At 47.0% G+C, this 22,968-nt stretch carries 22 protein-coding genes; 15 read left to right on the top strand and 7 right to left on the bottom strand.

Going from position 1 to position 22,968, the window contains the following annotated elements:
* Positions 1-422: 422 nt before the first annotated feature.
* Positions 423-2,444, bottom strand: a complete 2,022-nt coding sequence (locus ACLBLI_RS02935; protein ID WP_414829679.1) for a transglycosylase SLT domain-containing protein — start codon at positions 2,442-2,444, stop codon at positions 423-425.
* A 676-nt stretch (positions 2,445-3,120) separates the two neighbouring features.
* On the opposite strand from ACLBLI_RS02935, the gene fadB reads away from it, so the two are divergent.
* The 3 genes from fadB (at position 3,121) to ACLBLI_RS02920 (ending at position 7,503) form a co-directional block, all read left to right on the top strand.
* Positions 3,121-5,271, top strand: a complete 2,151-nt coding sequence (fadB, locus tag ACLBLI_RS02930) for a fatty acid oxidation complex subunit alpha FadB (RefSeq protein ID WP_414829678.1) — start codon at positions 3,121-3,123, stop codon at positions 5,269-5,271.
* Between the two features lie 18 nt (positions 5,272-5,289).
* The gene (gene fadA, locus ACLBLI_RS02925) at positions 5,290-6,453 is read left to right on the top strand and encodes an acetyl-CoA C-acyltransferase FadA (RefSeq protein ID WP_414829677.1); all 1,164 of its coding nucleotides are present in this window, start codon (positions 5,290-5,292) and stop codon (positions 6,451-6,453) included.
* 132 nt (positions 6,454-6,585) lie between these two features.
* A complete protein-coding gene (locus tag ACLBLI_RS02920) occupies positions 6,586-7,503 on the top strand; it encodes a hypothetical protein (RefSeq protein WP_414829676.1) in 918 nt (305 codons plus the stop codon).
* Between the two features lie 45 nt (positions 7,504-7,548).
* On the opposite strand, the gene ACLBLI_RS02915 is transcribed toward ACLBLI_RS02920, so the two are convergent.
* Positions 7,549-8,517 carry an integron integrase gene (locus ACLBLI_RS02915; RefSeq protein ID WP_414829675.1) on the bottom strand — a complete coding sequence of 323 codons (969 nt, stop codon included), beginning with the start codon at positions 8,515-8,517 and terminating at the stop codon, positions 7,549-7,551.
* Positions 8,518-8,799: 282 nt separating this feature from the next.
* On the opposite strand from ACLBLI_RS02915, the gene ACLBLI_RS02910 reads away from it, so the two are divergent.
* The 3 genes from ACLBLI_RS02910 (at position 8,800) to ACLBLI_RS02900 (ending at position 10,664) form a co-directional block, all read left to right on the top strand.
* Positions 8,800-9,066 (top strand): hypothetical protein, encoded by a 267-nt coding sequence (locus tag ACLBLI_RS02910; protein WP_414829674.1) that lies wholly within the window; start codon positions 8,800-8,802, stop codon positions 9,064-9,066.
* Between the two features lie 135 nt (positions 9,067-9,201).
* Entirely contained in the window at positions 9,202-9,510 is a 309-nt protein-coding gene (locus tag ACLBLI_RS02905) for a hypothetical protein (protein WP_414829673.1), read from the top strand.
* Between the two features lie 809 nt (positions 9,511-10,319).
* Entirely contained in the window at positions 10,320-10,664 is a 345-nt protein-coding gene (locus tag ACLBLI_RS02900; RefSeq protein ID WP_414829672.1) for a lactoylglutathione lyase, read from the top strand.
* A 725-nt stretch (positions 10,665-11,389) separates the two neighbouring features.
* On the opposite strand, the gene ACLBLI_RS02895 is transcribed toward ACLBLI_RS02900, so the two are convergent.
* Complete coding sequence (locus ACLBLI_RS02895; protein ID WP_414829671.1) at positions 11,390-12,487, bottom strand: IS110 family transposase; 1,098 nt, start codon at positions 12,485-12,487, stop codon at positions 11,390-11,392.
* Between the two features lie 72 nt (positions 12,488-12,559).
* On the opposite strand from ACLBLI_RS02895, the gene ACLBLI_RS02890 reads away from it, so the two are divergent.
* Both ACLBLI_RS02890 and ACLBLI_RS02885 read left to right on the top strand, forming a co-directional pair.
* Positions 12,560-13,758 (top strand): IS3 family transposase gene (locus tag ACLBLI_RS02890; protein WP_414829670.1). Its coding sequence is split into 2 segments (ribosomal slippage): positions 12,560-12,830 and positions 12,830-13,758, totalling 1,200 coding nucleotides; the frame shifts between segments, so codons are not numbered across the junction.
* Between the two features lie 193 nt (positions 13,759-13,951).
* Positions 13,952-14,281, top strand: coding sequence for a hypothetical protein (locus ACLBLI_RS02885; protein ID WP_414829669.1), 330 nt, complete (start codon positions 13,952-13,954; stop codon positions 14,279-14,281).
* Between the two features lie 499 nt (positions 14,282-14,780).
* On the opposite strand, the gene ACLBLI_RS02880 is transcribed toward ACLBLI_RS02885, so the two are convergent.
* Together ACLBLI_RS02880 and ACLBLI_RS02875 are read right to left on the bottom strand one after the other, a co-directional pair.
* Positions 14,781-15,071 (bottom strand): type II toxin-antitoxin system RelE/ParE family toxin, encoded by a 291-nt coding sequence (locus ACLBLI_RS02880; RefSeq protein WP_018983976.1) that lies wholly within the window; start codon positions 15,069-15,071, stop codon positions 14,781-14,783.
* Complete coding sequence (locus ACLBLI_RS02875; RefSeq protein ID WP_012518669.1) at positions 15,064-15,285, bottom strand: TA system antitoxin ParD family protein; 222 nt, start codon at positions 15,283-15,285, stop codon at positions 15,064-15,066. Before ACLBLI_RS02875 ends, ACLBLI_RS02880 begins: the two co-directional genes overlap by 8 nt.
* A gap of 202 nt (positions 15,286-15,487) precedes the next feature.
* Between ACLBLI_RS02875 and ACLBLI_RS02870 the strand changes: the two genes are divergently transcribed.
* Positions 15,488-15,700, top strand: a complete 213-nt coding sequence (locus ACLBLI_RS02870) for a hypothetical protein (protein WP_414829668.1) — start codon at positions 15,488-15,490, stop codon at positions 15,698-15,700.
* Positions 15,701-16,113: 413 nt separating this feature from the next.
* Here ACLBLI_RS02870 and ACLBLI_RS02865 read toward each other — a convergent pair whose 3' ends face one another.
* Entirely contained in the window at positions 16,114-17,268 is a 1,155-nt protein-coding gene (locus ACLBLI_RS02865; protein WP_414829667.1) for an IS110 family transposase, read from the bottom strand.
* A gap of 129 nt (positions 17,269-17,397) precedes the next feature.
* Between ACLBLI_RS02865 and ACLBLI_RS02860 the strand changes: the two genes are divergently transcribed.
* On the top strand, positions 17,398-17,901 hold the full coding sequence (locus ACLBLI_RS02860; protein WP_414829666.1) for a hypothetical protein: 504 nt from the start codon (positions 17,398-17,400) through the stop codon (positions 17,899-17,901).
* Positions 17,902-17,942: 41 nt separating this feature from the next.
* Here the strand turns inward: ACLBLI_RS02860 and ACLBLI_RS02855 are convergent, their stop codons facing one another.
* Positions 17,943-18,893 carry an IS110 family transposase gene (locus tag ACLBLI_RS02855; protein WP_414829665.1) on the bottom strand — a complete coding sequence of 317 codons (951 nt, stop codon included), beginning with the start codon at positions 18,891-18,893 and terminating at the stop codon, positions 17,943-17,945.
* Between the two features lie 368 nt (positions 18,894-19,261).
* On the opposite strand from ACLBLI_RS02855, the gene ACLBLI_RS02850 reads away from it, so the two are divergent.
* The 5 genes from ACLBLI_RS02850 to ACLBLI_RS02830 all read left to right on the top strand — a co-directional run bounded on the left by ACLBLI_RS02850 (position 19,262) and on the right by ACLBLI_RS02830 (position 22,876).
* A complete protein-coding gene (locus ACLBLI_RS02850; RefSeq protein ID WP_414829664.1) occupies positions 19,262-19,795 on the top strand; it encodes a hypothetical protein in 534 nt (177 codons plus the stop codon).
* 444 nt (positions 19,796-20,239) lie between these two features.
* Positions 20,240-20,998, top strand: a complete 759-nt coding sequence (locus tag ACLBLI_RS02845; protein WP_414829663.1) for a S1 family peptidase — start codon at positions 20,240-20,242, stop codon at positions 20,996-20,998.
* A gap of 190 nt (positions 20,999-21,188) precedes the next feature.
* Positions 21,189-21,566, top strand: coding sequence for a hypothetical protein (locus ACLBLI_RS02840; RefSeq protein ID WP_414829662.1), 378 nt, complete (start codon positions 21,189-21,191; stop codon positions 21,564-21,566).
* A gap of 141 nt (positions 21,567-21,707) precedes the next feature.
* Positions 21,708-22,049 (top strand): hypothetical protein, encoded by a 342-nt coding sequence (locus ACLBLI_RS02835; protein WP_414829661.1) that lies wholly within the window; start codon positions 21,708-21,710, stop codon positions 22,047-22,049.
* Positions 22,050-22,135: 86 nt separating this feature from the next.
* Positions 22,136-22,876, top strand: coding sequence for an alpha/beta hydrolase (locus ACLBLI_RS02830; RefSeq protein ID WP_414829660.1), 741 nt, complete (start codon positions 22,136-22,138; stop codon positions 22,874-22,876).
* The last annotated feature ends 92 nt before the right edge of the window (positions 22,877-22,968 follow it).

Raw genomic sequence — 22,968 nt, 5'->3', positions numbered from 1 at the left:
CCTCATTGCTGTTATCTGATAATTAATGTTAAGCGGTGAACACCCTGTTCTTATCTTTGCTAACCGCTTGCAGCAAGTTGAAGCGGAATAACCTGTAAAACCGGGGTTAGCCCGCTAGCTGCGCTTCAATGGCCAATAGTTTACCATGACTCTTACACAGACGTTATGGTGCGTGACGAGGATGAGCATTTTGTCTGGAAAGTCAGGCCGACAGTGGCTGAGATAGTTCAATCAGGCTGACCAAAGATGACCGCTTTGACTCAGGCCAGATACTCTCAATTTTATGGGATAAGGATGAGATGATGCTGCGGTGACTGCGAAAGGGCGTTGATGACCCTTAGTAAATGCACCAACAGAAAGCGGGGGCTTATGACAACAACGGATGATTGCTAAAGCCCCGTCTTCCTGCCCCGCTATGGCGCTTACTGAGGGGCCAGTTGAAGCTGTCCGGTGGACTGGCTCTCGACTATTGACGTTGCTGCCGGAATGGGGCGGGTTGCCAGCTCATTGAACAATTCCGACGGCTCGCCAAGCTGCTGTTCGTAGATATACCGGTAGGCCAGAACCGCTTTTACATAATGTCGCGTTTCGCGATAAGGGATATTTTCAATCCAGATATCGGTAGGCAGCGATTGCTTTTCCGGTAGCCACTCCAGCACCCGTTTCCAGCCCGCATTGTAAGACGCGGAAACCAGCACCGGATTATCGTCCAGTTTATCCATCAGATAGCGCAAGTACTGCACCCCAAAATGGAGGTTTTTATCTGGTTCAAACAGGGTCTGGCGATTTACCCGTTGCTCGGAAATATACTGCGCGGTGCCTGGCATTAACTGCATCAACCCGGTAGCACCTGCCGGAGATACTGCATCTGACATAAACGAGCTTTCGCGGCGCGCAATCGCCATCGCAAATGCCTGCGGCACATTGTAGGTTTTCCCCACCGATGAAAACTCGGGCGCGTAGGCAAGCGGGAAGCGGCGTTCAACGTCGTCCCAGTAGCCACTGCGGGCGAAGCTGATTATGGCCTGATCGTACCAACCCCATTCGCTGGCAAGAATAGCCGCATCTTTCACCTGTGTACTATTGAGCGAGAACAATAAATGACGCCACTCGCGGCGGGCATCAATCAGACGCCCGAGCTGCAAAAACTCATAGGCCCGTCTGGCTGACGGCAGATTACGGATCTGTTCAATAACCGCAGGATCGCGCGGCGCAGGGCGATGCATCAGAGACGGCTTCTTAGCCAGCTTGGCGCTGGCCAGAAAACCATAAAAATGGCGCTCGCCAGCGAGCTCTTCGTAAGCCATTGAAGCTTGCTCGGGCATGCCCAGCGCATCAAAGCTGCGGCCACGCCAGTACAGGAAGTTATCTTCTTCCTGCCGCTTGTCGCTGGCGCTACCTATTACCGCCAATACCTGTTGCCATTGCTGCTGGCGAAGCAGATATGCCACATGCCAGCGCTTGACGTCTTCATCCGCACCGGACACATCGGCTTTGATCAGCCACTCGCGGGCGTCAGGATGATTGTCTATTGCCATACTCAGAGCGATGGCACGCGTGATGTCCCGCATTTGCGCTGCGCTGAAGATTTTCTTTGGCTGCCATAGGTAATAGCCTTTTACGGCGTCATCCACTCGCTGCCACGCCAGCTTCTCCAGCGACCAGGCTAAAACGCGCGCTTCGTCATCTTTGTTTTTTAACGGAAAGCGTGAGGCTTTTAACGCGATACGGGGCGAGCGGCGTGCCTGCTCCCAGAGCTCTGCCAGATAGTACGTATCATCGGATAACCGCTTTTGCAGATACGGCACTAACCGAATGTTGCCACCCATGGCGGCTTTTTCAATTCGCCCCAGCACTTTCTCGTCAGTCATCATGCCGTGCTTACGCCAAAGTGCAAAAATATCGTCACACTCATTGGGTTGCGACTCTCCAGACAACCAGATGTCATCGACTTTCGCCAGCCAGTAAGCCGGATTGCTTGCCATCTGCACCTGATAGCCGAGGTACTGACAGGTAATTGCTGCCCCCATATTGTCACGATAGCTGGCCATGAAAGCATCCTTATGGCCTTTATCCGCGAGGTATGCCAGCCATTTTCGGCGCAGGCTGTATACAAACGGCTGGTTGTCGTAATCGAACAGGAAACGTTCTACCTCTTCGCGATTACGAATGGACAAGTCACGTAATAATTTTTGCCGTACAAGGTAAGGATAAAGCGGATACCCCTGAAGGGCATCAAATTCACTGGAAAGAGAGTGCAGTTTATTTCGGGGAGTAAGCTGTATGGCTTTTTCAAGGGCTTCGAATGCCTCACGCTGGGCGTCTTTTCCGTCGTGGGGCAATAAGGAGTTTGCCCTCGCCGGCAATACGCACAGCAACATGACCGTCGTCAGCGCAACGCTGAAACACCTGGCCTTTCTTATTGTCGACGAGAAAACGTCCATCGTGTCACCCTACCTGCAAGAACAAATTCATTATGATTGCACGCGACATTCATACCGACTTAACACTTAAACGGAACACTACGGCCCGTAAAGAAAGGTGGAATCTGTGCATCGCACTCAGCGCTTCCTGGCCTCGACTGCACTTACGCACTTTGTCAGTTAGTTTGTTATTGTTGTTAGGACTGGCGATCACCTTCAACTGCGGCCATTATACAAGCGATGGTTTGCAGAAGTCTATGTGTACATTGGTAGCATGCTGCCTTTGTAATGTTCCGTTTAAGCCACCATCTGGGCGTGTTCTGCCGCAATGCCATTGCCAGAGCGGCTTTGACAGATTACCGCGACAGTGCGTGTTGGTGCTAAGGCTGTAATGTGTTTTTTAGTTTAAGTGAATGAACACTAACAGCGCTTTCTTTATTGATACAATTGCATGTCATTTGTCGTGTTTACGCTTGAAAAAATGACATGCGACGCCATGTTTTGCACAAATTGAAACAGTTGTTTGAATTTTTCATTGAAATTTTGCGTGGCTTTGTCAAGAATCTAGCCACCCTAACGCGTCAGTACAATTCGATCCCTGGAAGCTTTTTCGACGTTATTAGTCGTACTTTCCACCTTGTACCCACAAAGGGACGGCCCTGTACTGGCATCCTGGCCAATGCCAAAGGAGATGATAATGATATACGAAGGCAAGAGTCTGTCCGTCAGCATGCTTGACGACGGTTTTGCTGAGCTGGTGTTTGACGCCGCAGGTTCAGTGAATAAGTTTGACCGCCAGACCGTCAGCGAACTGGATGAAGCCACTCAGGCTTTAAAAGGTCGCGATGATGTGAAAGGCGTACTGGTACGCAGTGGTAAATCTGCGTTTATCGTTGGCGCTGACATTACCGAATTCACAGACCTGTTCAGCAAGTCGGATGATGAAGTATTAGAGTGGGTTGGCAAAACCTCTCAGGTATTCGACCGCTTTGAAGATCTGCCCTTCCCCACCATTGCCGCGGTAAACGGTTTTGCCCTTGGTGGCGGCTGTGAAATGGCGCTGGCGTGTGACCTGCGTGTTGCAGATACGTCAGCCTCAATTGGCCTGCCAGAAGTAAAACTGGGCCTGATGCCCGGCTTTGGCGGCACCGTCCGTCTGCCGCGCCTGATTGGTTCAGATAACGCTCTTGAGTGGATGACCACGGGTAAAGATCGCAAAGGTCAGCAAGCGCTGGATGAAGGTGCGGTTGATGCCGTAGTAGCGCCAGATGCGCTAAAAGACGCTGCGCTTTCTATGCTGAAAGACGCTGCTGACGGCAAAATTGACTGGGAAAAACGTCGCACTGCGAAAAAAGCCCCATTAGCGCTTAATAAAAACGAAGCCATGATGAGCTTCTCTACCGCACAAGCCATGGTCGCCGCGAAGGCTGGCAAACATTACCCTGCCCCACACATGATGGTTGAAACGGTGAAAAATGCCTCTGGCCTTGACCGTGACGGCGCGCTGAAGCTGGAAAACGAAGGCTTTGTGAAGCTGGCGAAAACCGATGCCGCGCAAGCGCAGATTGGTATTTTCCTGGCCGACCAACACGTGAAAGGCAAAGGCAAGAAGCTGGCGAAATCGTCTTCGAAAGAGATCAACCTGACTGCAGTACTGGGTGCCGGCATCATGGGTGGCGGTATTGCCTATCAGGCAGCCTCGAAAGGCCAGCCGGTAGTGATGAAAGACATCAACCGCGATGCACTGGATTTAGGCTTGAAAGAAGCCGCGAAAATTCTGGGCAAAGGCATGCAGCGCGGCAAGGTAGACGCCACCAAAATGGCAACCACGCTGAACGCCATCACGCCAACGCTTGAATACTCCACCATGAAAGATGCCGATCTGGTTATCGAAGCCGTGGTAGAGAACCCGAAAATTAAAGCCAGCGTGTTGAAAGAGACCGAATCAGTGGTAGCCGATGATGCGATCATCTGCTCGAACACCTCCACTATCTCTATCAACCAACTGGCAGAGAGCCTGGATAAGCCAGAGCGCTTCTGTGGTATGCACTTCTTTAATCCGGTGCACCGCATGCCGCTGGTTGAAATTATCCGTGGTGAGAAAACCTCAGAAGACACCATTAACGCTGTGGTGGCTGCCACACTGAAGATGGGTAAAACGCCGATTGTGGTAAACGACTGTCCGGGTTTCTTGGTTAACCGTGTACTGTTCCCTTATTTTGCAGGCTTCAGCAAGCTGGTACTGGACGGTGCTGACTTCGTGAAAGTCGACAAAGTAATGGAAAAAGATTTTGGCTGGCCGATGGGCCCGGCCTACCTGCTTGACGTTGTGGGCATGGATACCGCCGATCACGCCTCTGGCGTAATGGCTGACGGCATTCCTGAGCGTATGCAGAAGATTGGTAACGACCCGGTCACCATCCAGTTTAACGCCAAACGTTTAGGTCAGAAAAACGGCAAAGGTTTCTACGACTACGGCACAGACAAGCGCGGTCGCCCAATGAAAACCGCATCAGAAGAAGCATACGGCCTGATGAAAGAGCACGTTGCTGACAGCCGCGAATTTGATAAAGAAGAAATCATCGCGCGCTTGATGGTGCCCATGGCGAACGAAGCTATTCGCTGCCTGGAAGAAGGCATTGTGGACAGTGCATCAGAAGCCGATATGGCGCTGCTGTACGGGCTTGGCTTCCCGCCGTTCCGTGGTGGTATCTTCCGCTGGATTGAAACAATTGGGTTAGCGAACTTCGTTGAAATGGCTGACAAGTACGCTCACTTAGGTCCGATTTACCAGGTTACAGACGGTGTGCGCCAAATGGCCGCCGACGGTAAATCTTACTTCGCATAAACCCATAGGAGACAGAACATGAAAGACGTCGTAGTAATCGATTGCATTCGTACCCCAATGGGGCGCTCCAAGGGTGGCGTATTTAGAAACGTGCGAGCTGAATCCCTGTCAGCGCACCTGATGAACGCGTTGCTTGAGCGCAACCCGAACCTGGATCCTTCAGAGATTGAAGACATTATCTGGGGCTGCGTACAGCAAACCAAAGAACAGGGCTTCAACATTGCCCGTAACGCACAGCTGCTGACCGACATTCCACGCAGCACCAGTGCCGTGACAGTAAACCGCCTGTGTGGTTCATCGATGCAGGCGCTGCACGATGCCGCCAAAGGCATCATGACCGGCAACGGTGATGTGTTTATGATTGGTGGTGTTGAGCACATGGGTCACGTGCCAATGACGTTCAATGTAGACTTCCACCCCGCCCTGGCCAAATACACCGCGAAAGCGTCTGGCAACATGGGTATGACTGCAGAACTGCTGGGCCGTCAAAACGGCATCAGCCGTGAAATGCAGGATGCGTTTGGTGCACGTTCGCACCAGCGCGCGCACAAAGCGCACCTGGAAGGACGCTGGAACAACGAAATTGTGCCGGTGGAAGGTCACGACGCCAATGGCGTGCTGAAGATGATTGATGCTGATGAAGTGATCCGTCCGGAAAGCACGGTAGAAACCATGGCGGCACTGCGCCCGGTATTCGATCCGGTTAATGGTACGGTAACCGCAGGTACATCATCTGCTATTTCTGATGGTGCATCCGCCATGCTGCTGATGTCGGCAGACAAAGCCAAAGCACTTGGCCTGAAGCCACGTGCGCGCATTCGTGCGATGGGTGTGGCTGGCTGTGATGCGGCGATTATGGGTCAGGGCCCGGTGCCTGCAACCCAGAAAGCGCTTAAACGTGCTGGCATGACTATGGACGACATCGAGCTTGCCGAGTTCAACGAAGCCTTTGCGGCACAAGCGCTGTCTTGTATTAAGCAACTGGGTTGGCTGGACAGTTACGATGAGAAAGTGAACCTGAACGGCGGTGCGATTGCACTGGGTCACCCGCTGGGTTGTTCAGGCGCACGTATCAGCACCACGCTGCTTAATTTGATGGAAGACAACGACAAGAGCGTTGGCCTGGCGACCATGTGTATTGGTCTTGGTCAGGGTATTGCGACCATCTTCGAGCGCGTGTAAGTGCTGTTCGGTTGAAATGACAAAAGGGCCTGCGGGCCCTTTTTTGTTGTCTGCAACGGTAAGTTGCTAACTTACCGGTATTGTCTAGGCTTAAGTGTTGTTCAAATATTAAACGACAGCCAGGAGATGCGCATGTTCGCCAGATTGTCCTTTACTTCTACTTTTACTATCGCGCTTAGCACGATAAGCGCACTCATGTTGCCAACGGCTGTGGCAAATTCGTCAACACCTAATACAGTTGAAATCGTCACTACCGAATATGCCATAGAAGCTCCTGAAACCTTGCCTACAGGATGGACAACATTCTCATTTACCAATATGGGCGGTCAGGCACATTTTGTCGCCATGTATCGTTTGGTAGAAGGGAAAACTATTGAGGATCAACTGGAGCATGTGGCACCTGTTTTTGAGCCACTCATGCAGGGTCTGCGCAGCGGTGAGCTGACCAAAGCCGATATCGGCCCGTTTTTTCAGGAACATGTTCCCGAATGGGGATTACAGATGACCTGGGTAGGTGGCGCCGGGTTGCTTTCTCCAGGGCTAAGCACCCAATCGACATTTCTTATCGATAAGCCGGGCACCTACCTTGTGGAATGTTACGTGAAATCACCGGACGGAAAGTGGCATACGCTTATGGGAATGCTGCAACAAATCGATGTATACGAAGCCGACGCAAGAACGTCCTCCCCCGCAGCAGATCATACGCTCACCGTCACAAATTCGGGCGTGACAGGCCCTTTCAGCGTCAGTGCGGGGAAGCGTACGTTTCGTATCAATATTGAAGAAGACCCGGCTGGCTTTATGCCATATGACCTTAACTTAGCCAGATTAGAGGACACCACTAACGTAGACGACGTTTATCACTGGATGGACTGGACCAACGTGGGCGGCCTGCGCGCCCCCGCACCTGTGACTTTTCTCGGCGGACTGGAGCATATGAGAGCGGGTAATCATGGCTATGTCACGGTCGACCTGTCGCCGGGCAAATATATGTGGATATCGGAAATCAATGCTTCAACGATTAATTTGCCGTTTGTGGTGACTGAGTAATCAAAGAAGCGAGTTTGACGTCGGGTCGCGACTTACCCCCGCAAACTATAATATAAGATTAGACAAAGGACTCACTACCCCATGCGCACCTTGCTGCAATATGTGGGTATATATCTGTGTGGTTCTGACGTCAGCATGGCCTAACTGGTCTTGCACAGTGCGTATATCTGCGCCTGACTGTAGTAAGTGCGTGGCGAAGGAATGACGCAGCGTATGTGGGGTAACGTGCTTTATAATGCCTGCATCACTTGCTGCCGTTCTTACCGCACGCTGCACTTGCTTCTCGTCGATATGATGTCGCCTCAGACGCTTACTTTCCGGGTCGATACTCAGCTTGTTGGAGGGAAACAGATACTGCCACTCAATTTGCTTATTACGGGTTTTGTACTTTTTCATTAACCCCTGAGGCAACCAGGCACCTGCAAACTCCGGAACGCGCAGATCGCGCGCTAGCAGCTCTTCCGCCCGCGAAATATGCGACTGCAGAAGCGGGACAAGAGACTCGGACAGTGTCGCGACGCGGTGCTTGCCTCCTTTGCCAAACCAGATCCGGACGCACTTGTAGTCAAAATCAATATCTCCCACACGCAACCTGACACATTCCATTAGTCTGAGGCCGCTGCCGTAAAGCATGGCGGCAGCCAGATAGTGTTGAGGCGCTATTCGGTTAAGTAATGCTTTGACTTCCTGTTGAGTAAGCACAACCGGAAGTTTTCTTTCGCGACCGCTGTTCAGAAAGTTCATGTCATCTGGCAATGGCTTCTCAAGATACTTACCATAAAGAAATATCAGCGCATTCAGCGCTGTTGCCTGCGTGGACGCTGCCACTTTTCGCTTTACAGCAAGATACGTGAGATACGCCTCAACATGAGTTTCATCAAGTTTTTCCGGGTGTGCATACTGATGAAAGCGAATGTAGTCTGCGATCCAGCTTAAGTAGGTCTCAATAGTGCGCTTTGCATAACGCTTGATAAGCATAAACTCGTAAAGCGAATTCAGGAAAGTAGATTTCATGTGCGTCGTATAAATAAAAAACAGCCTACCGGCTATATGCATTTAAAAATACTGACCTAAAGCGGGGAAATGACGACGGGCGTGCGTGAAGTACACCATTTTGTACATACCGCCGTTTTGTCGTATTTAAACGAAAGGACAAAAACACCATTTTGGGTTTCGTGTTTTATTTGAGAAGGTTATGGAGTAATCTCGAATATACAAAGAAATTAAATACCCCAAAGTGGGCCGTGAATTTGCACCGTTTTGGGGTCTAGTAAGTTGTTATATGCTTGGAGTAACATGCAGAAAGAAAACGGTGATACGGAAATTGCTTTTTTGGCAGCGTTGGCATTGTGGCTAGTTACTATTGGTACGGGCTGGTTAACCAAGTTAGTTTCCGAAATGTGGCAAGATGGAAGCTCCATTGAATTTGTTAGCCGAAAAGCAAGAATCCTTAATCATTTTCCAACATCGTTTATTTTCTTTCTCTCTCTGGTAGTTTTAGCAATAATGGTCTTTTATGCAGCCAAGCAGACGCTTAAGTTTGTTACCTATTTGCGCAATTAATATGCTGTTGTTTTTAAACGCACATAACAAACAAATTATGGCACTCGCTGTCGCTCGCTGGGACGCAAACATGTGCGCGGCTTCGCCATTTTTGCACACATGTCTGCGCCCCATATTTGGAAGTTAGGTGCCATTATGGACTCTGCGGAATTAAATAGGCTTATTGGGCTTTTAGAAAGCATTGAAAACGATACGATTGATATTAAATCAGCAGAAACGGTTTTCTTGACATTTGATCAGGAAGCATTAAACCCTCTTAAAGGAGTATTGGCTAATCTTCATCACTTTTTTGATGACGAAGATATACGAAATAGGGATGTCCATTACAAATTAATGCAATACGCAGAGTTAAAAAAACTTATCTCATTTTTAAAAAGCCATAAGTTTGAGCAAGCTAATGCAGTTTCCTTTTTGGATGTATCTAATGCTTCAGAAAGCACCTAACAAAAACTTTAAAACGCGCGCGGGGCGCGCTGGGACAAAAACACTGTGCCGCAAAGAGCTTAGCACAGTGTTTTTGCCCTTTAAGTAAAAGTTATGCGCCAACCCTTTTTCAATAATTTGATTGCTTTCAGCGACAGGCTTTTCTCAACACCTTTCGGCGCTTCTCAGCAAAAAGCAGCGGTATTGTCACGGTCAAACAAGGTTCGCGCACCATAACTTCGCTCAACTACGCTGTCCTCTTATTCCAAGCTCTTTAACCATGCTGGCAAAATGCTTTCGGTTTGCGTATAACAATCAAATTAAGTCGTGCGCCAAGGCGCACTGGGACAATAACACGCAGGCTTAACTCACTTCGTTCGCAGTATAGCCTGCGCATTATTGCCCCTTATTTGGGTGTTATGTTCCAGGAGGAATATGAAAGGTTCAGTAGTGTTAATTCACGGAGATGAATGGAAGCGTTCCGACGTAGACGAACCTATTGAATGGGCTAAAACTAAGACTTGGGTCAAGGAGCAATGGTCTTCCGACTCTCCCACTTGGGACCATGACCACTGTCAGATCTGTTGGTGGAAATTATTTAGCTCAGAAAATGAGGAGCACGGAGTTGGTTATCATAATCTTGAAAACGATAACTGGCTTTGTACAGAATGCTATGAGCAATTCTTGAACAGTGGAACATAACAATCCAATATAGTCGCTCACTGCGTTCGCTGGGACACAAACACGTAGGCTCCCATCGCTTCGCTCAGGATTTTAGCCTACGTATTTGTGCCCCTAATTGGGGTGTTAGCAGCCAAATGGAACCTACAATGGACGTAACGGATATAAAGGCTTTTATTCCAAGCAAGGATTATGAAATTTCTAAGTCATTCTATTCAGAAATTGGTTTCGATTCTGAATATGTAAGTGACGACCTCACATTATTTCAAAATGGCGATTGCCTTTTCTTCCTTCAACGTTTTTATGATGAATCGCTAGCCAGCAACTTTATGCTACAAATTTGTGTATCTGACATCGATGAAGCTTTTCGGGTATGCTCCGAATCCAAACTTAAGCAAAAAATCACTTCAGTATCCCAAGAATCTTGGGGTAAAGTTTTTTACTTATGGGGGCCGTCGGGTGAGTTACTGCACATCACACAGGTTGGCAGCTAACAATCACATTAAGCCGCTCGCAGGCTCGCTGGGACAGTAACACGTGGGCTCTGTCGCTTCGCTCCAAATTTTAGCCCACGTATTACTGCCCCTTATGTGGGTGTTATGCGCCAACCCTTTTTCAATTATTTTAATTGCTTCTGCGCCTAGCTTTTCTCAACGTCTTTCGGCAACTCTCAGCAAAAAGCAGCGGTGTCTTCCGGGTCAAACAAGGTTCGCGCACCATAATTTCGTTCAGCTTCGCTGTTCTTTTATCCCAAGTTCTTTAACCATGCTGGCAATCTGCTTTTGGTTTGCGTATAACAATCAAATTAAGGCGTGCGCCAAGGCGCACTGGGACAATAATACGCAGGCTCAACTCACTTCGTTCGCAGTATAGCCTGCGCATTATTGCCCCTTATTTGGGTGTTGGTATGACTCCCTTTGTCAATAATAACCGAGTGCCTCCCTGACATTATTTCGGTCCATAATCAGCTCTGTTCTTTCTCAATTAAAGTGAGCTAACGCACCGGATGAGGCTGTAATGTCGTCGGTTGGTATGCTGGTATTCGTAGGTTACTTATTCTAAGAATAAGCAGTGCTGACCTTACTCAATCCGCCGTGGCACCTTCTCATCAGTCTAGGCTCGTGGGTCAATAACCGTCAGGTCATTGCCATCATAACACCCTCGTAGGTTGCGCCACATTCCGCGGCCTGATCCGAATGCGTTAGCTCAAACTCGTTTATCATGCAGGTACCCGACTTAACCGCAATTTGGGATTAACGGCAGTAAGCACCACTTCTTTGGCAATAGCCCAGATATACGCTGCCATTTCTCTGGCTATCGCCGTAATTATCAAATTGTAGTGTTTCCCTTTTTTGCTCATTCGTTGATAGCGTTTGCATAAGCGCAGCTGCGCTTTCCAGGCAATATCAACAACCTCCTTGGGTAAACCTTCCTGTCGCAATTGTAATTCTGTTGAAACGTTCGCCGGGTAGCGGTAGCTGTGCGCCCCTTCAATCAAAAGTCGCCTTGCTCTACCATTTCCGGCTTTAGTGATAGCCCCTAAGTGACGTTTACCGCCAGATGATTGCTCACTGGGCACCAGGCCTAAATAGGCCATCAGCTTTCTGGGATGGTCGAAGCGGTGTAAATCTCCTAGTTCGGCGACAACACCCACTGCCACCAACAACCTCACACCTCGCATAGCCTGAATAGCTTTCACCACCGGGTAATAACGCCACTGGTGAACATGATGTGTTAATTCATTATCCAACCGCTCTAATCGCCGTATGCGCTCGTCGATAGTTTGAAATTGTTCCTGCAAAACAATCTGCTGTGCCGGATGGGGCAATATCAGTTCAGTCAGCCAGCGCAGATGCTTATGCGACCAATTAGCCGTGCCTTCATAACGAATATTATTACGCAACAATAAGGCTTTAAGCTGGTATTTCGCTTCTTTTAAATCCTTCATGGCCGCCTCCCGGGCTCGCGACAAATCCCGTACCGCTTCGTCTTCAGGCTCAGGCACATAAATAGGCGTAAGATCTTCAGATTTTAATAATTTCACCAGTTTCAGTGCATCGCGACGGTCAGTCTTAACGCGTTCACCGGGCTTCTTCGGAATAAGAGATGGCGCGACAACATAACAACAATGCCCAAGACTGGTAATGAGCCGGTAAATCCAATAGCCACAAGGCCCAGCTTCATAAACAACGTGAAGTGTCGCGCCTGGATATTTCGATTCAAACTGACGAAGCAACTTTTTAACGCTGACTTTTGAAGAAGAGATGCGGCCATAATGGACTGCCGATGCGCCACGCGACTCTTCACAATACGCCATGTAGTGGCATAGTGAGTTTGGCCACCTAATTAGAGCTGCTATGATAGCAGCATAACAACATTAGGTGACAAGATGGCTAAGAAGAAAGGCCCTAATTTCAGTCCAGAATTCAGATTCGAAACCGCACAGTTGGTGGTTGACCAAGGTTACTCCCATAAAGAAGCGGCCGACGCGATGGGTGTCGGTTATTCCACGATTGGTAAGTGGGTGCGCCAATTGCGTGAAGAACGTCAAGGTAAAGCACCACAGGCGACACCCATGACCGAAGAGCAGCGCGAAATCCGTGAATTGAAAAAGCAGGTTGAACGTCTTGAGTTAGAAAAGGAAATTTTAAAAAAGGCTTCAGCTCTGTTGATGTCGGACTCCATGAAACACTCGCGTTAATCGAGAGACTGAGTCAGAGCAATAAACGTCGTTATTCAATTAACCACTTGTGCGCGGTACTGGATGTCCATCGCAGCACGTTTAAATACTGGCGACAGCGTGACAAGCGCCCATCGCCGGAAGCTATCAAGCTTCGCAGCCTTGTCCGTGAAGCCTATCGTCTGAGCGGTAGTTCAGCTGGAGCCAGAACCATTGCTGATATCATCACAAACGATGAATCACACGATATTACTCTGACACGTTATCGTGCAGGACGTTTTATGAAAGCTATGAATCTGGTTAGCTGCCAGCTTCCTAAACATGCATACAGGAAGGCAGCACAAGAGCATGTTGCTATCCCGAACCTGTTGGACAGGCAGTTCGTGGTAACCGAGCCGAATCAGGTTTGGTGTGGAGATGTGAGCTTTATCTGGACAGGCAATAGGTGGGCTTACCTGGCAGTAGTTATGGACTTGTTCGCTCGTAGACCAATAGGCTGGGCGATGAGCTATTCTCCTGATAGCAGCCTGACCTGTCAGGCACTGACAATGGCGTTTGAGTATCGCGGACAGCCAAAAAACGTAATGTTCCATAGCGACCAAGGTACTCACTATACCAGTCGTAAATTTCGTCAGTTAATCTGGCGCTATCGTTTAACGCAAAGTATGAGTCGCAGAGGAAACTGCTGGGACAATAGCCCGATGGAACGCTTCTTTAGAAGTCTTAAAACAGAATGGGTTCCAACAATAGGCTATCGAAGTTTTACCGAAGCCAAACGAAAGGTTGGTGATTATATTCTTGGCTATTACAGCCGACTGAGACCGCATTCATACAACGGTGGTTTAACGCCAAATGAATCGGAGAAGCGGTACTGGAATAGCTACAACGGTGTGGCCAAAATGACTTGACCACTACACCACCTCATGAAAGTTTTTGTGCGTATCCAAGCCGATAAAAATCATGCTATGTTTATTCATGCTAGCCTCCAAATGATTTAGTCTTAAGCAAACTAATTATGGCACTGGCTTTCAGCTAACCCACGAAAATGCGGAGGCTAGCACTTTCATAGGGAGTCATTGTGTCTAGTTACCAAGGAGGCTCATGAAGTCAGCACAAATAAGCGGCCTTGCTATTACCATTTTAGCGAGTGTCTACCTTTACTCTTTTGCACACAGAATTTCTGACCCTACCGACTCCGCACCAACCGTTGGATTCGGGATATTGCTAGTGTTTTTCATGCTACTTATATCGGCTGTAATTTTGATGAATAGCTCTTTCCGGTTATGGAGTAAAGAGGTTCGTTTAAGGGAGGGATTTATTAATAAATGGTGGCTCACCTTGTTGGGTATCAACTCTATCCTAGCTATTAGCTATACTACAGCAATCGTTGCCGGGGTCGCGATTATTCTCAAGACTGCGTATGGCAACTAACAAACGCATTAACACTCGCTGCGCTCGCTAGGGACAAAAACACGTAGGCTCCCTTCGCTTCGCTCGTTATTATAGCCTACGTATTTTTGCCCGTTATGCGGGTGTTATGTGCCCAAGGGAAGTCGATGAAGCTCGAAAAATTAGGAACTGTAAATCTACTCTGGTTTCTTATTTCTCTTTTTTTAGTGATTTGGTTAGGTCATCAATTACTGGGCGCAATAATCAATCTAGAAATACAAAATCTGCGAATAACTGATACAGTTTCGTTTAAAAGCAGGCCTATCTGGTTTGCTGTTGTGTGCTTGCTAAAGTTTATTGCATGGCTTTTATGTTTGGGTGTAACGGTATTTTACATTAAACGGCAAGCCAAGGTCACATAACTAACGCATTAACCACTCGCTGCGCTCGTTTGGGACAAAAACACGTAGGCTCCCTTCGCTTCGCTCGGTATTATAGCCTACGTATTTTTGCCCGTTATGCGGGTGTTATACGCAATTGGTCAGAATAACTTTTTAACATCGCGATAAAAGTTTTCATGAGAGCCAAGAGCTATCAATTCAAGTATTACAGTGCCATCCTCGTAGCTGTAACCAAGTAAAGTTAACTGCTTGACCATCTTGAATTTGTACACACGAAGAAAAGCTAGGTCGCCTTTTTTCTGCTCGCCTAGAAGAGGATCGGCCATTAGCTCCTTAACAGCTTTATCCAAGTCTTTTTTCTGATTCTGATGTAACTTTTTTACTGCTCTCTTAAAATTAGCTGTCTGTAAAACACTGGTAATCTTAGCCAAAATCGTAAGGCTCCAATTTTCCTGCCTCTTTTTCAGCTTTGGAGATAATTGCCTGTTTTACGAATTCGTAAGGCAAGTCTGGGTTATCTTCCATCATTTCACCTATCTTAGCCCAATGCTCTATCTGTTTTGGCATAGTTCGGTTTAGTGCTTTGCCCATAATTGTAGCTTTCTCAACTAGATCTTGGTCTAGTCTTACGCTCGCGGTTGCCATAATATGTCTCCTAATGGTTCGTCATCACATTGTAGCAATGCGCTACAGGTGTGGCAAATTGCGTATAACAAACGCATTAAATCGCTCGCAAGCTCGCTGGGACGCTAACACCTGGGCTGCGTCACTTCGTTCCTAATTTAGCCCATGTGTTATCGCCCTTTATGCGGGTGTTATATGCCAAGTTGAAAAAGGATACTTTGTTATGAAGTTTACAAGGATTTTAGGGACTATTTTAGGCCTAGTATTTACGTGTACTTATGGCTATATTTTTCTCTCTGAGCATCTATCCGCACTAGGCAGCGTCATAGGCTTTTTGGTGGGTGTTTTGTTTATTATTTTCGGTATCACTGGCAAAGATTCAGTTCAGTGGCTGTTTAAAAAGCTTACTGGTCGTAATTTTAGCAATGGCATATAACAAACAAATTATGGCGTGCGCCAGGGCGCACTGGGACGCTAACACGCAGGCGGCTTCGCTATTTTCGCCTGCGCGTCCGCGCCCCATATTTGGGTGTTGGTATGACTCCCTTTGTCAATAATAACCGAGTGCCTCCCTGACATTATTTCGGTCCATAATCAGCTCTGTTCTTTCTCAATTAAAGTGAGCTAACGCACCGGATGAGGCTGTAATGTCGTCGGTTGGTATGCTGGTATTCGTAGGTTACTTATTCTAAGAATAAGCAGTGCTGACCTTACTCAATCCGCCGTGGCACCTTCTCATCAGTCTAGGCTCGTGGGTCAATAACCGTCAGGTCATTGCCATCATAACACCCTCGTAGGTTGCGCCACATTCCGCGGCCTGATCCGAATGCGTTAGCTCAAACTCGTTTATCATGCAGGTACCCGACTTAACCGCAATTTGGGATTAACGGCAGTAAGCACCACTTCTTTGGCAATAGCCCAGATATACGCTGCCATTTCTCTGGCTATCGCCGTAATTATCAAATTGTAGTGTTTCCCTTTTTTGCTCATTCGTTGATAGCGTTTGCATAAGCGCAGCTGCGCTTTCCAGGCAATATCAACAACCTCCTTGGGTAAACCTTCCTGTCGCAATTGTAATTCTGTTGAAACGTTCGCCGGGTAGCGGTAGCTGTGCGCCCCTTCAATCAAAAGTCGCCTTGCTCTACCATTTCCGGCTTTAGTGATAGCCCCTAAGTGACGTTTACCGCCAGATGATTGCTCACTGGGCACCAGGCCTAAATAGGCCATCAGCTTTCTGGGATGGTCGAAGCGGTGTAAATCTCCTAGTTCGGCGACAACACCCACTGCCACCAACAACCTCACACCTCGCATAGCCTGAATAGCTTTCACCACCGGGTAATAACGCCACTGGTGAACATGATGTGTTAATTCATTATCCAACCGCTCTAATCGCCGTATGCGCTCGTCGATAGTTTGAAATTGTTCCTGCAAAACAATCTGCTGTGCCGGATGGGGCAATATCAGTTCAGTCAGCCAGCGCAGATGCTTATGCGACCAATTAGCCGTGCCTTCATAACGAATATTATTACGCAACAATAAGGCTTTAAGCTGGTATTTCGCTTCTTTTAAATCCTTCATGGCCGCCTCCCGGGCTCGCGACAAATCCCGTACCGCTTCGTCTTCAGGCTCAGGCACATAAATAGGCGTAAGATCTTCAGATTTTAATAATTTCACCAGTTTCAGTGCATCGCGACGGTCAGTCTTAACGCGTTCACCGGGCTTCTTCGGAATAAGAGATGGCGCGACAACATAACAACAATGCCCAAGACTGGTAATGAGCCGGTAAATCCAATAGCCACAAGGCCCAGCTTCATAAACAACGTGAAGTGTCGCGCCTGGATATTTCGATTCAAACTGACGAAGCAACTTTTTAACGCTGACTTTTGAAGAAGAGATGCGGCCATAATGGACTGCCGATGCGCCACGCGACTCTTCACAATACGCCACCTCATGAAAGTTTTTGTGCGTATCCAAGCCGATAAAAATCATGCTATGTTTATTCATGCTAGCCTCCAAATGATTTAGTCTTAAGCAAACTAATTATGGCACTGGCTTTCAGCTAACCCACGAAAATGCGGAGGCTAGCACTTTCATAGGGAGTCATTGTGTCTAGGTGCTCAGGAGGTAGTTGACATGGAATGGTTTTTTGCGATATTCGAAAATGTCTCGGACAGGGCAAAGTTTTTCGCTATCTTTATTTCTTCTCTGGTAGCGATTTCTGTCGTCATTCTCAACAACCACTTTTCAAGAAAGACTGCGCGGAGAACTCTTGATATTGAAAAGCTAGAGTTAATGTATCAGGATTTATTAAATTTCCGTACTAATTCAAGAGCTTTCATTAAGAGGTTATATACAAAAGAAGAACAAACTGAAGAGCTGCGTGAACTAATGAAAAGCGCTGTTAACTCACTGGAGCCGTTGGAAGTCATAGCAACACTTCATTTTCCAAATATTAAATTTGATTCCGAAAAGATCTCTGAAAATATCATTAATATGTATAACGACATCATTCCAACTCGTTACAAGGGCGGAGACGACTGGTCTGAAAAGGAAAGAGATTGCTATCAATATATCGGTAATGTTTTTGAAGCGATTTCTACTCAATGCGTTAAACAAATGAAAAGTAGTCGCCATTAGCTACACGCACCTAACAAACGACTATGGCGTCAACCCTAAACTTAAACAGTTTTTTCTTCCCACATGACGCCGTCTCTAACCATCGAATTGAGGATGACAATCATCTTTCTGACGCAGGCAATAATCGCTACTTTTTTAGGTTTGCCTGCTGCGACTAACCGCTCATAAGTGGATTTGAATTTGGCGTTACATTGCATCGCTGACATCATCGCCATGAACAATACAGTACGAACCTGGTGACGTCCGCCCTGAATAACCTGTTTACCTTTATATCGGCCACTTTCTTTGCTGATAGGGGCTACACCAACCAATGCTGCTACTTCTTTACTGCTCATTAACCCAAGCTCTGGTAGGTAACTAATTAGCGCCGCGGCGGAGACTTTGCCTATTCCCGGCATACTTTGAACGAGGTCACTTTTCGCTTTAAATTCCGGGCAGCTTTCAATGAGTTTAGCCAGTTCATCGTCCATTTTTTGAATTTGCTTTTTTAACACCAAGAGCAAGGCTTTGATGCTGGGATGAACGTTTGTGGGCATAATTTGAAGCCGGTTTTTCTCACGAGTCTGCATCTCAAGAAGCTGACTCCTGCGTGCCACTACATCAGCCACTTGCTGCATATTCTCTGGCTTCAGCTCGGACAGGGGCGGTTGTATTACTTCACTAAAATGGGCAATCAATGCCGCATCTAATTTATCCGTTTTTGCTTTACGGCCGATGGCACCTGCAAAACGCTTTATATGAACAGGGTTCACTACGCTAAAAGGTATATTGGCAGTCGCACAAGCAGTGATAAAAGCCACTTCGTAACGACCAGTTGCCTCAATGACGACACGATCAGGATTTAACTTTTTCAATCGTTTTATTGCTTCTGAAATCCCCTTTTTATCGTTGCTAACTTTAAAGTATTCATCGAGTGGACGAACATGAATATCAAGGAAATCTTTACCGGTATCAACGCCGGCGTTAATGTTTTGCGCTTCGGTTTTATTCATAATAAGCTAACTCTGGTTTGCTAAATGCGAGCTCGGGGCCCAGTCGACTATTCGAGTATGTTGCTTGGAGCACTGCGTGGCGTTCATGTTTGTTATCGGTCTCTCAATTGAGGAGCCTGCAAGTCATCGAACTACCACACAGCCAACTTTGGTTGCAGCCAAAGTCTGGGCCTCACTTTACCCATCTTTGAAAAGTTGTGGGGAATTTAGGGAAGAATTATCCATACAAACCACGTCAACGGGACACTAACACTTGAGCCCACTTCGCTAATTATTGTAGCCTGCCTCTGTCTGCCTTAAAGTGGTAGTGTTGTGCTTAGGACTTGTTCCAAAGCCACCAGGAATTTTATAAAAAGGATTTGAAGTCTATGAAGTTCATCAAGTTTACCGCCATCATACTGGTCGTTGCCATTATCGCTGCAGCACTGTCTTACCAGAAAATAATTTCAAATATATTGCTTCCACAGTACATCGACTGGGCTTTTGAAACTGATAAAGAAGGGCTGGCGTCAGGAACGCCTTTAAATGCACGACAATTATCTTTGGCTAGCGATATAGGAATTCAAAAACCCGAAAAAGTCAGGGTTGTGTACGTCGATGAAGTGCCATTTCCATACGAAAATTTTGCCTTGAAAACATTGGGTGAAGCACTGGGATTCATTGGCGAGGGTGTCATCAACAACGCTCAAGTATTCGGTTACTCAATTTATGTGCGTAATGGGTTTGAATTAAACAGGGCAAAGCTAGCGCATGAGCTGGTACACGTGCTTCAGATTGAGAGATCGAGCTTAGACAATGTGATAACGCAACACTTCTCTGATTTAGCGGAGTACGGTTATGAGAATGCCCCTTTGGAAACGGAAGCATTTAAAGCAAACGAGCGCTATGCAGCAGAGTGGTAAGCAATATTTTTTTGTATAAACACATTGGTAAATAAAAGAGTGGTTCCGAACAAATGCAAGAACGTTAGGCTTGCCAATTCGCCCGGTTTAAAGCGCTTAAACTCGCGCCTGATGTAGGCTTATGTACCACGTGTAAATACAAAAGGTGGAAGGAAAATGAAAAAGCTGATTTATCTCGCAATTGTGACAATTTTAATTCAAGGATGCCATTCTCAATTTGTTCGCGATAAGAGCCAGTCGCCAATAGTAGAATATGGGAGTACATGTCGCATGAGCAATACTATTGATTCCGAGGCTATATCATCATGCCGACTTAGCAACCAGGAGATGATAGGAGCATTCTGCTCTTGCCAGACTGCTGACGGTGTAATAAATGGTTCGGTAGTACCATAACGTTATAAAGAAATGATATCACCCGCCAGTTTTTGGCAGAGGACCTGTTATATGAACCGGATGTATCTACTTTTTCTTCTCATTTCTTTGAACACCCATGCAATAGTGATAAGACATGATGTATCAGATCAGCAGTACTTAGATGCGGCAATAAAAGACAATTCAACCGTTACTTTTTATGGGATTTACCAGCAAAAGGAAATAGTCGAAGGCACGGGAAGCCTGATAGCAAACAACTGGATAGTGACGGCAGCACATGTAGCCAAATACCTGAAGAAAGACGGCAAAGTAGTATTTAAGGACTCACTTTACAAAATCGCACAAATAGTCATCCACCCATTATGGGAAGACAAAAGGTTTCCCTACGATATTGCTCTTGTCAGACTATCAACGCCAGTCGAAGGGGCGACGATAGCCAAGCTTTATACTTCAAACAAAGAAACAGGGAGAATTGCGACTTTTGTTGGTCGTGGAGACAGTGGAGATGGCCGCAATGGAATATCCGCTGCAGACGGTAAAACCCGATTGGCCAACAATAAAGTCGAAAGCGCTGCAGGCCAATGGATTAGGTTTATTTTCGATCAAGGCGAAGATGCGCTGCCTCTAGAAGGAATTAGCGGGCCCGGAGATTCAGGTGGGCCCGCATTTATCACTGTAAACGGCGAACTGTATATTATCGGGGTTAGCTCCTGGCAGAATGCTGAGACCACCAACTGGAACGAAGCGCGGTATGGCGTCATTGAAAATTATTCCAGAGTTTCCTACTTTGAAAAATGGATTAATAAAACGGTGGCGGAAGGGACACTCTGACTTGAAACTTCAGATGAACGAAAAAAATAACAAAAGAGGCGGTTGTATTTCTTCAACTCAATGAGTGAGTAATATAGCTAGCTTAAATGCGCCAGGCTTTTTTACCCAGGCTTCTGATAATTGGCGCCGTGTGTTTTAGTCAGTGTTAATTATCCCACTTAGAGCAAGATGAAATAAAGGAAATACAGACATGGAAAGGTACTTTTGGGTTGCTACCGGGTTAATCGTTGTGATGAGTCTTATCAGTGGCTACGACAACCCGATTAATGTAAGTAATATGATCGAATTATCGCTCTGGTGCGCAGCCGTACCCGCTATATTTACCGGTCTTTTCCAGTCCACAGAGCCTGTTAAACAAAAAGCCCGGTTTATCTGGGGAACCAACTTTATCCTTAGTGCTGCTTTTACGCTTGTTATTCTCTCTATGACGACATATGCGGTTATTGCTGACGGCCCCCTGAATGAGTCAGCGTTAATATTCATGGTGATGCCGTTTGGTTTTATTGGATCTTTTATCGTTGCAACTCCTCTAGGCTTTCTGGCTTATGCAATAAGCAAGGATATTTGAAGCTATGTTTACAACCGGCATCAAAGCCTTAAAAGACTTACGGTATTTTGTTTTAAACAGGAAAAAATATAGGATGCGAGGCGCAGGCGGCCCCATACAGGGCATATTCGTGAGCCGTCACGCGCTGAGTAAGAAAATCACGTGCTGGTAAAAAGCTGTCAGCTTCTCGGGCTGTTATTTCCTGTTGTTGTCATCGCCATCAATCACTACTTTTTTGACAATATAACTGCACAAACGCCTCACTATTCAGGTGCCGCTGTTACTATGGCGGCGTTCGGCGTGATGGGTGTCGTATTTATGATTTACGCCGTAACGGTAGTTCCGACATCGTTGATATTACTGAAAAGAACGAACAGAGAATATTTTACGTTTCAATCTGTTGGCTGGCGTGCAGTAATGTTGTTTAATTGGGCGCTGCTGGCTTTCGGTGTGCTTGTGACAGTGTTTTATACATTGTCAGGGTTCATAAAAGCCATCGCATAAGCCTCAGTTACACGTACTGAATGACTACAACTCATAAAAGAAAAACTATTTTGAATACGGAAATTCCCCTCTTGAAAGCAAGCTGTTTGTTATTTTTCATTTTCTTTTGCTCCTTCGTAAATGCGCAAACACCGAAGGTCAATGTTATTGTGCCGCCATCATACGAAACCGACACCTCCAAACATTATCCTGTTATTTACCTGTTAGATGGTGAGTTAAATAAGGAAATGCTTCGCGGCATGCTTGAACGGTTACATGCATCCAACGGGGCTTATGAACATATTATTGTTAGCATTGATGTGGTGGACCGGTTAAATGACTTTGCGCCCACTGTGAATCGGGATCCACGAGGCCCTGTAGGAAGCGGAGGTGGTGCCGATACGTTCCTGGATTTTCTGGAGCAGGATCTGATGCCGCGCATAAGTAAACAGTATCGAACACGCGATTTTAGTACCGTTGCAGGTCATTCGATTGCCGGCTTGCTGGTTATCCATAGCTTTCACTCGCGCCCTGACCTTTTTCAATCCCATTTGGCGTTTAGTCCCGCAGTCTGGTGGGGCGCGCAGGAAACAGCGCAGGCCGCGCAAAACTACGTACTTTCAGACAATGACACGGGAACCTATCTGTATATGGACATAGGGAGTGAAAGCGGCGAGATGCGCTCAATTTATGATGCCTTTGCGAAAACCATCCTGCAAAACCGGTCAACAGACTTAGCATTACAACTTAATGAATTTGACGGTGTTCCTCACGATTTCACGATGGCCGCAGGACTGTATAGTGCGTTATCGGGATTATATACCTATCAACGAGCCAGAGGTTTGTAACAGACGGTGTGTTTGATTGTTCGATGCGGGGGAAACACTGCGATATAAGGCGTTATTGCCGTCGTATTGCAGACCGGTAGCATGACGTTACC

The organism is Alteromonas sp. H39 (assembly GCF_047556435.1).
Taxonomy (GTDB): Bacteria; Pseudomonadota; Gammaproteobacteria; order Enterobacterales; family Alteromonadaceae; genus Alteromonas.
This window is presented reverse-complemented; position numbering and strand designations above follow the sequence as displayed.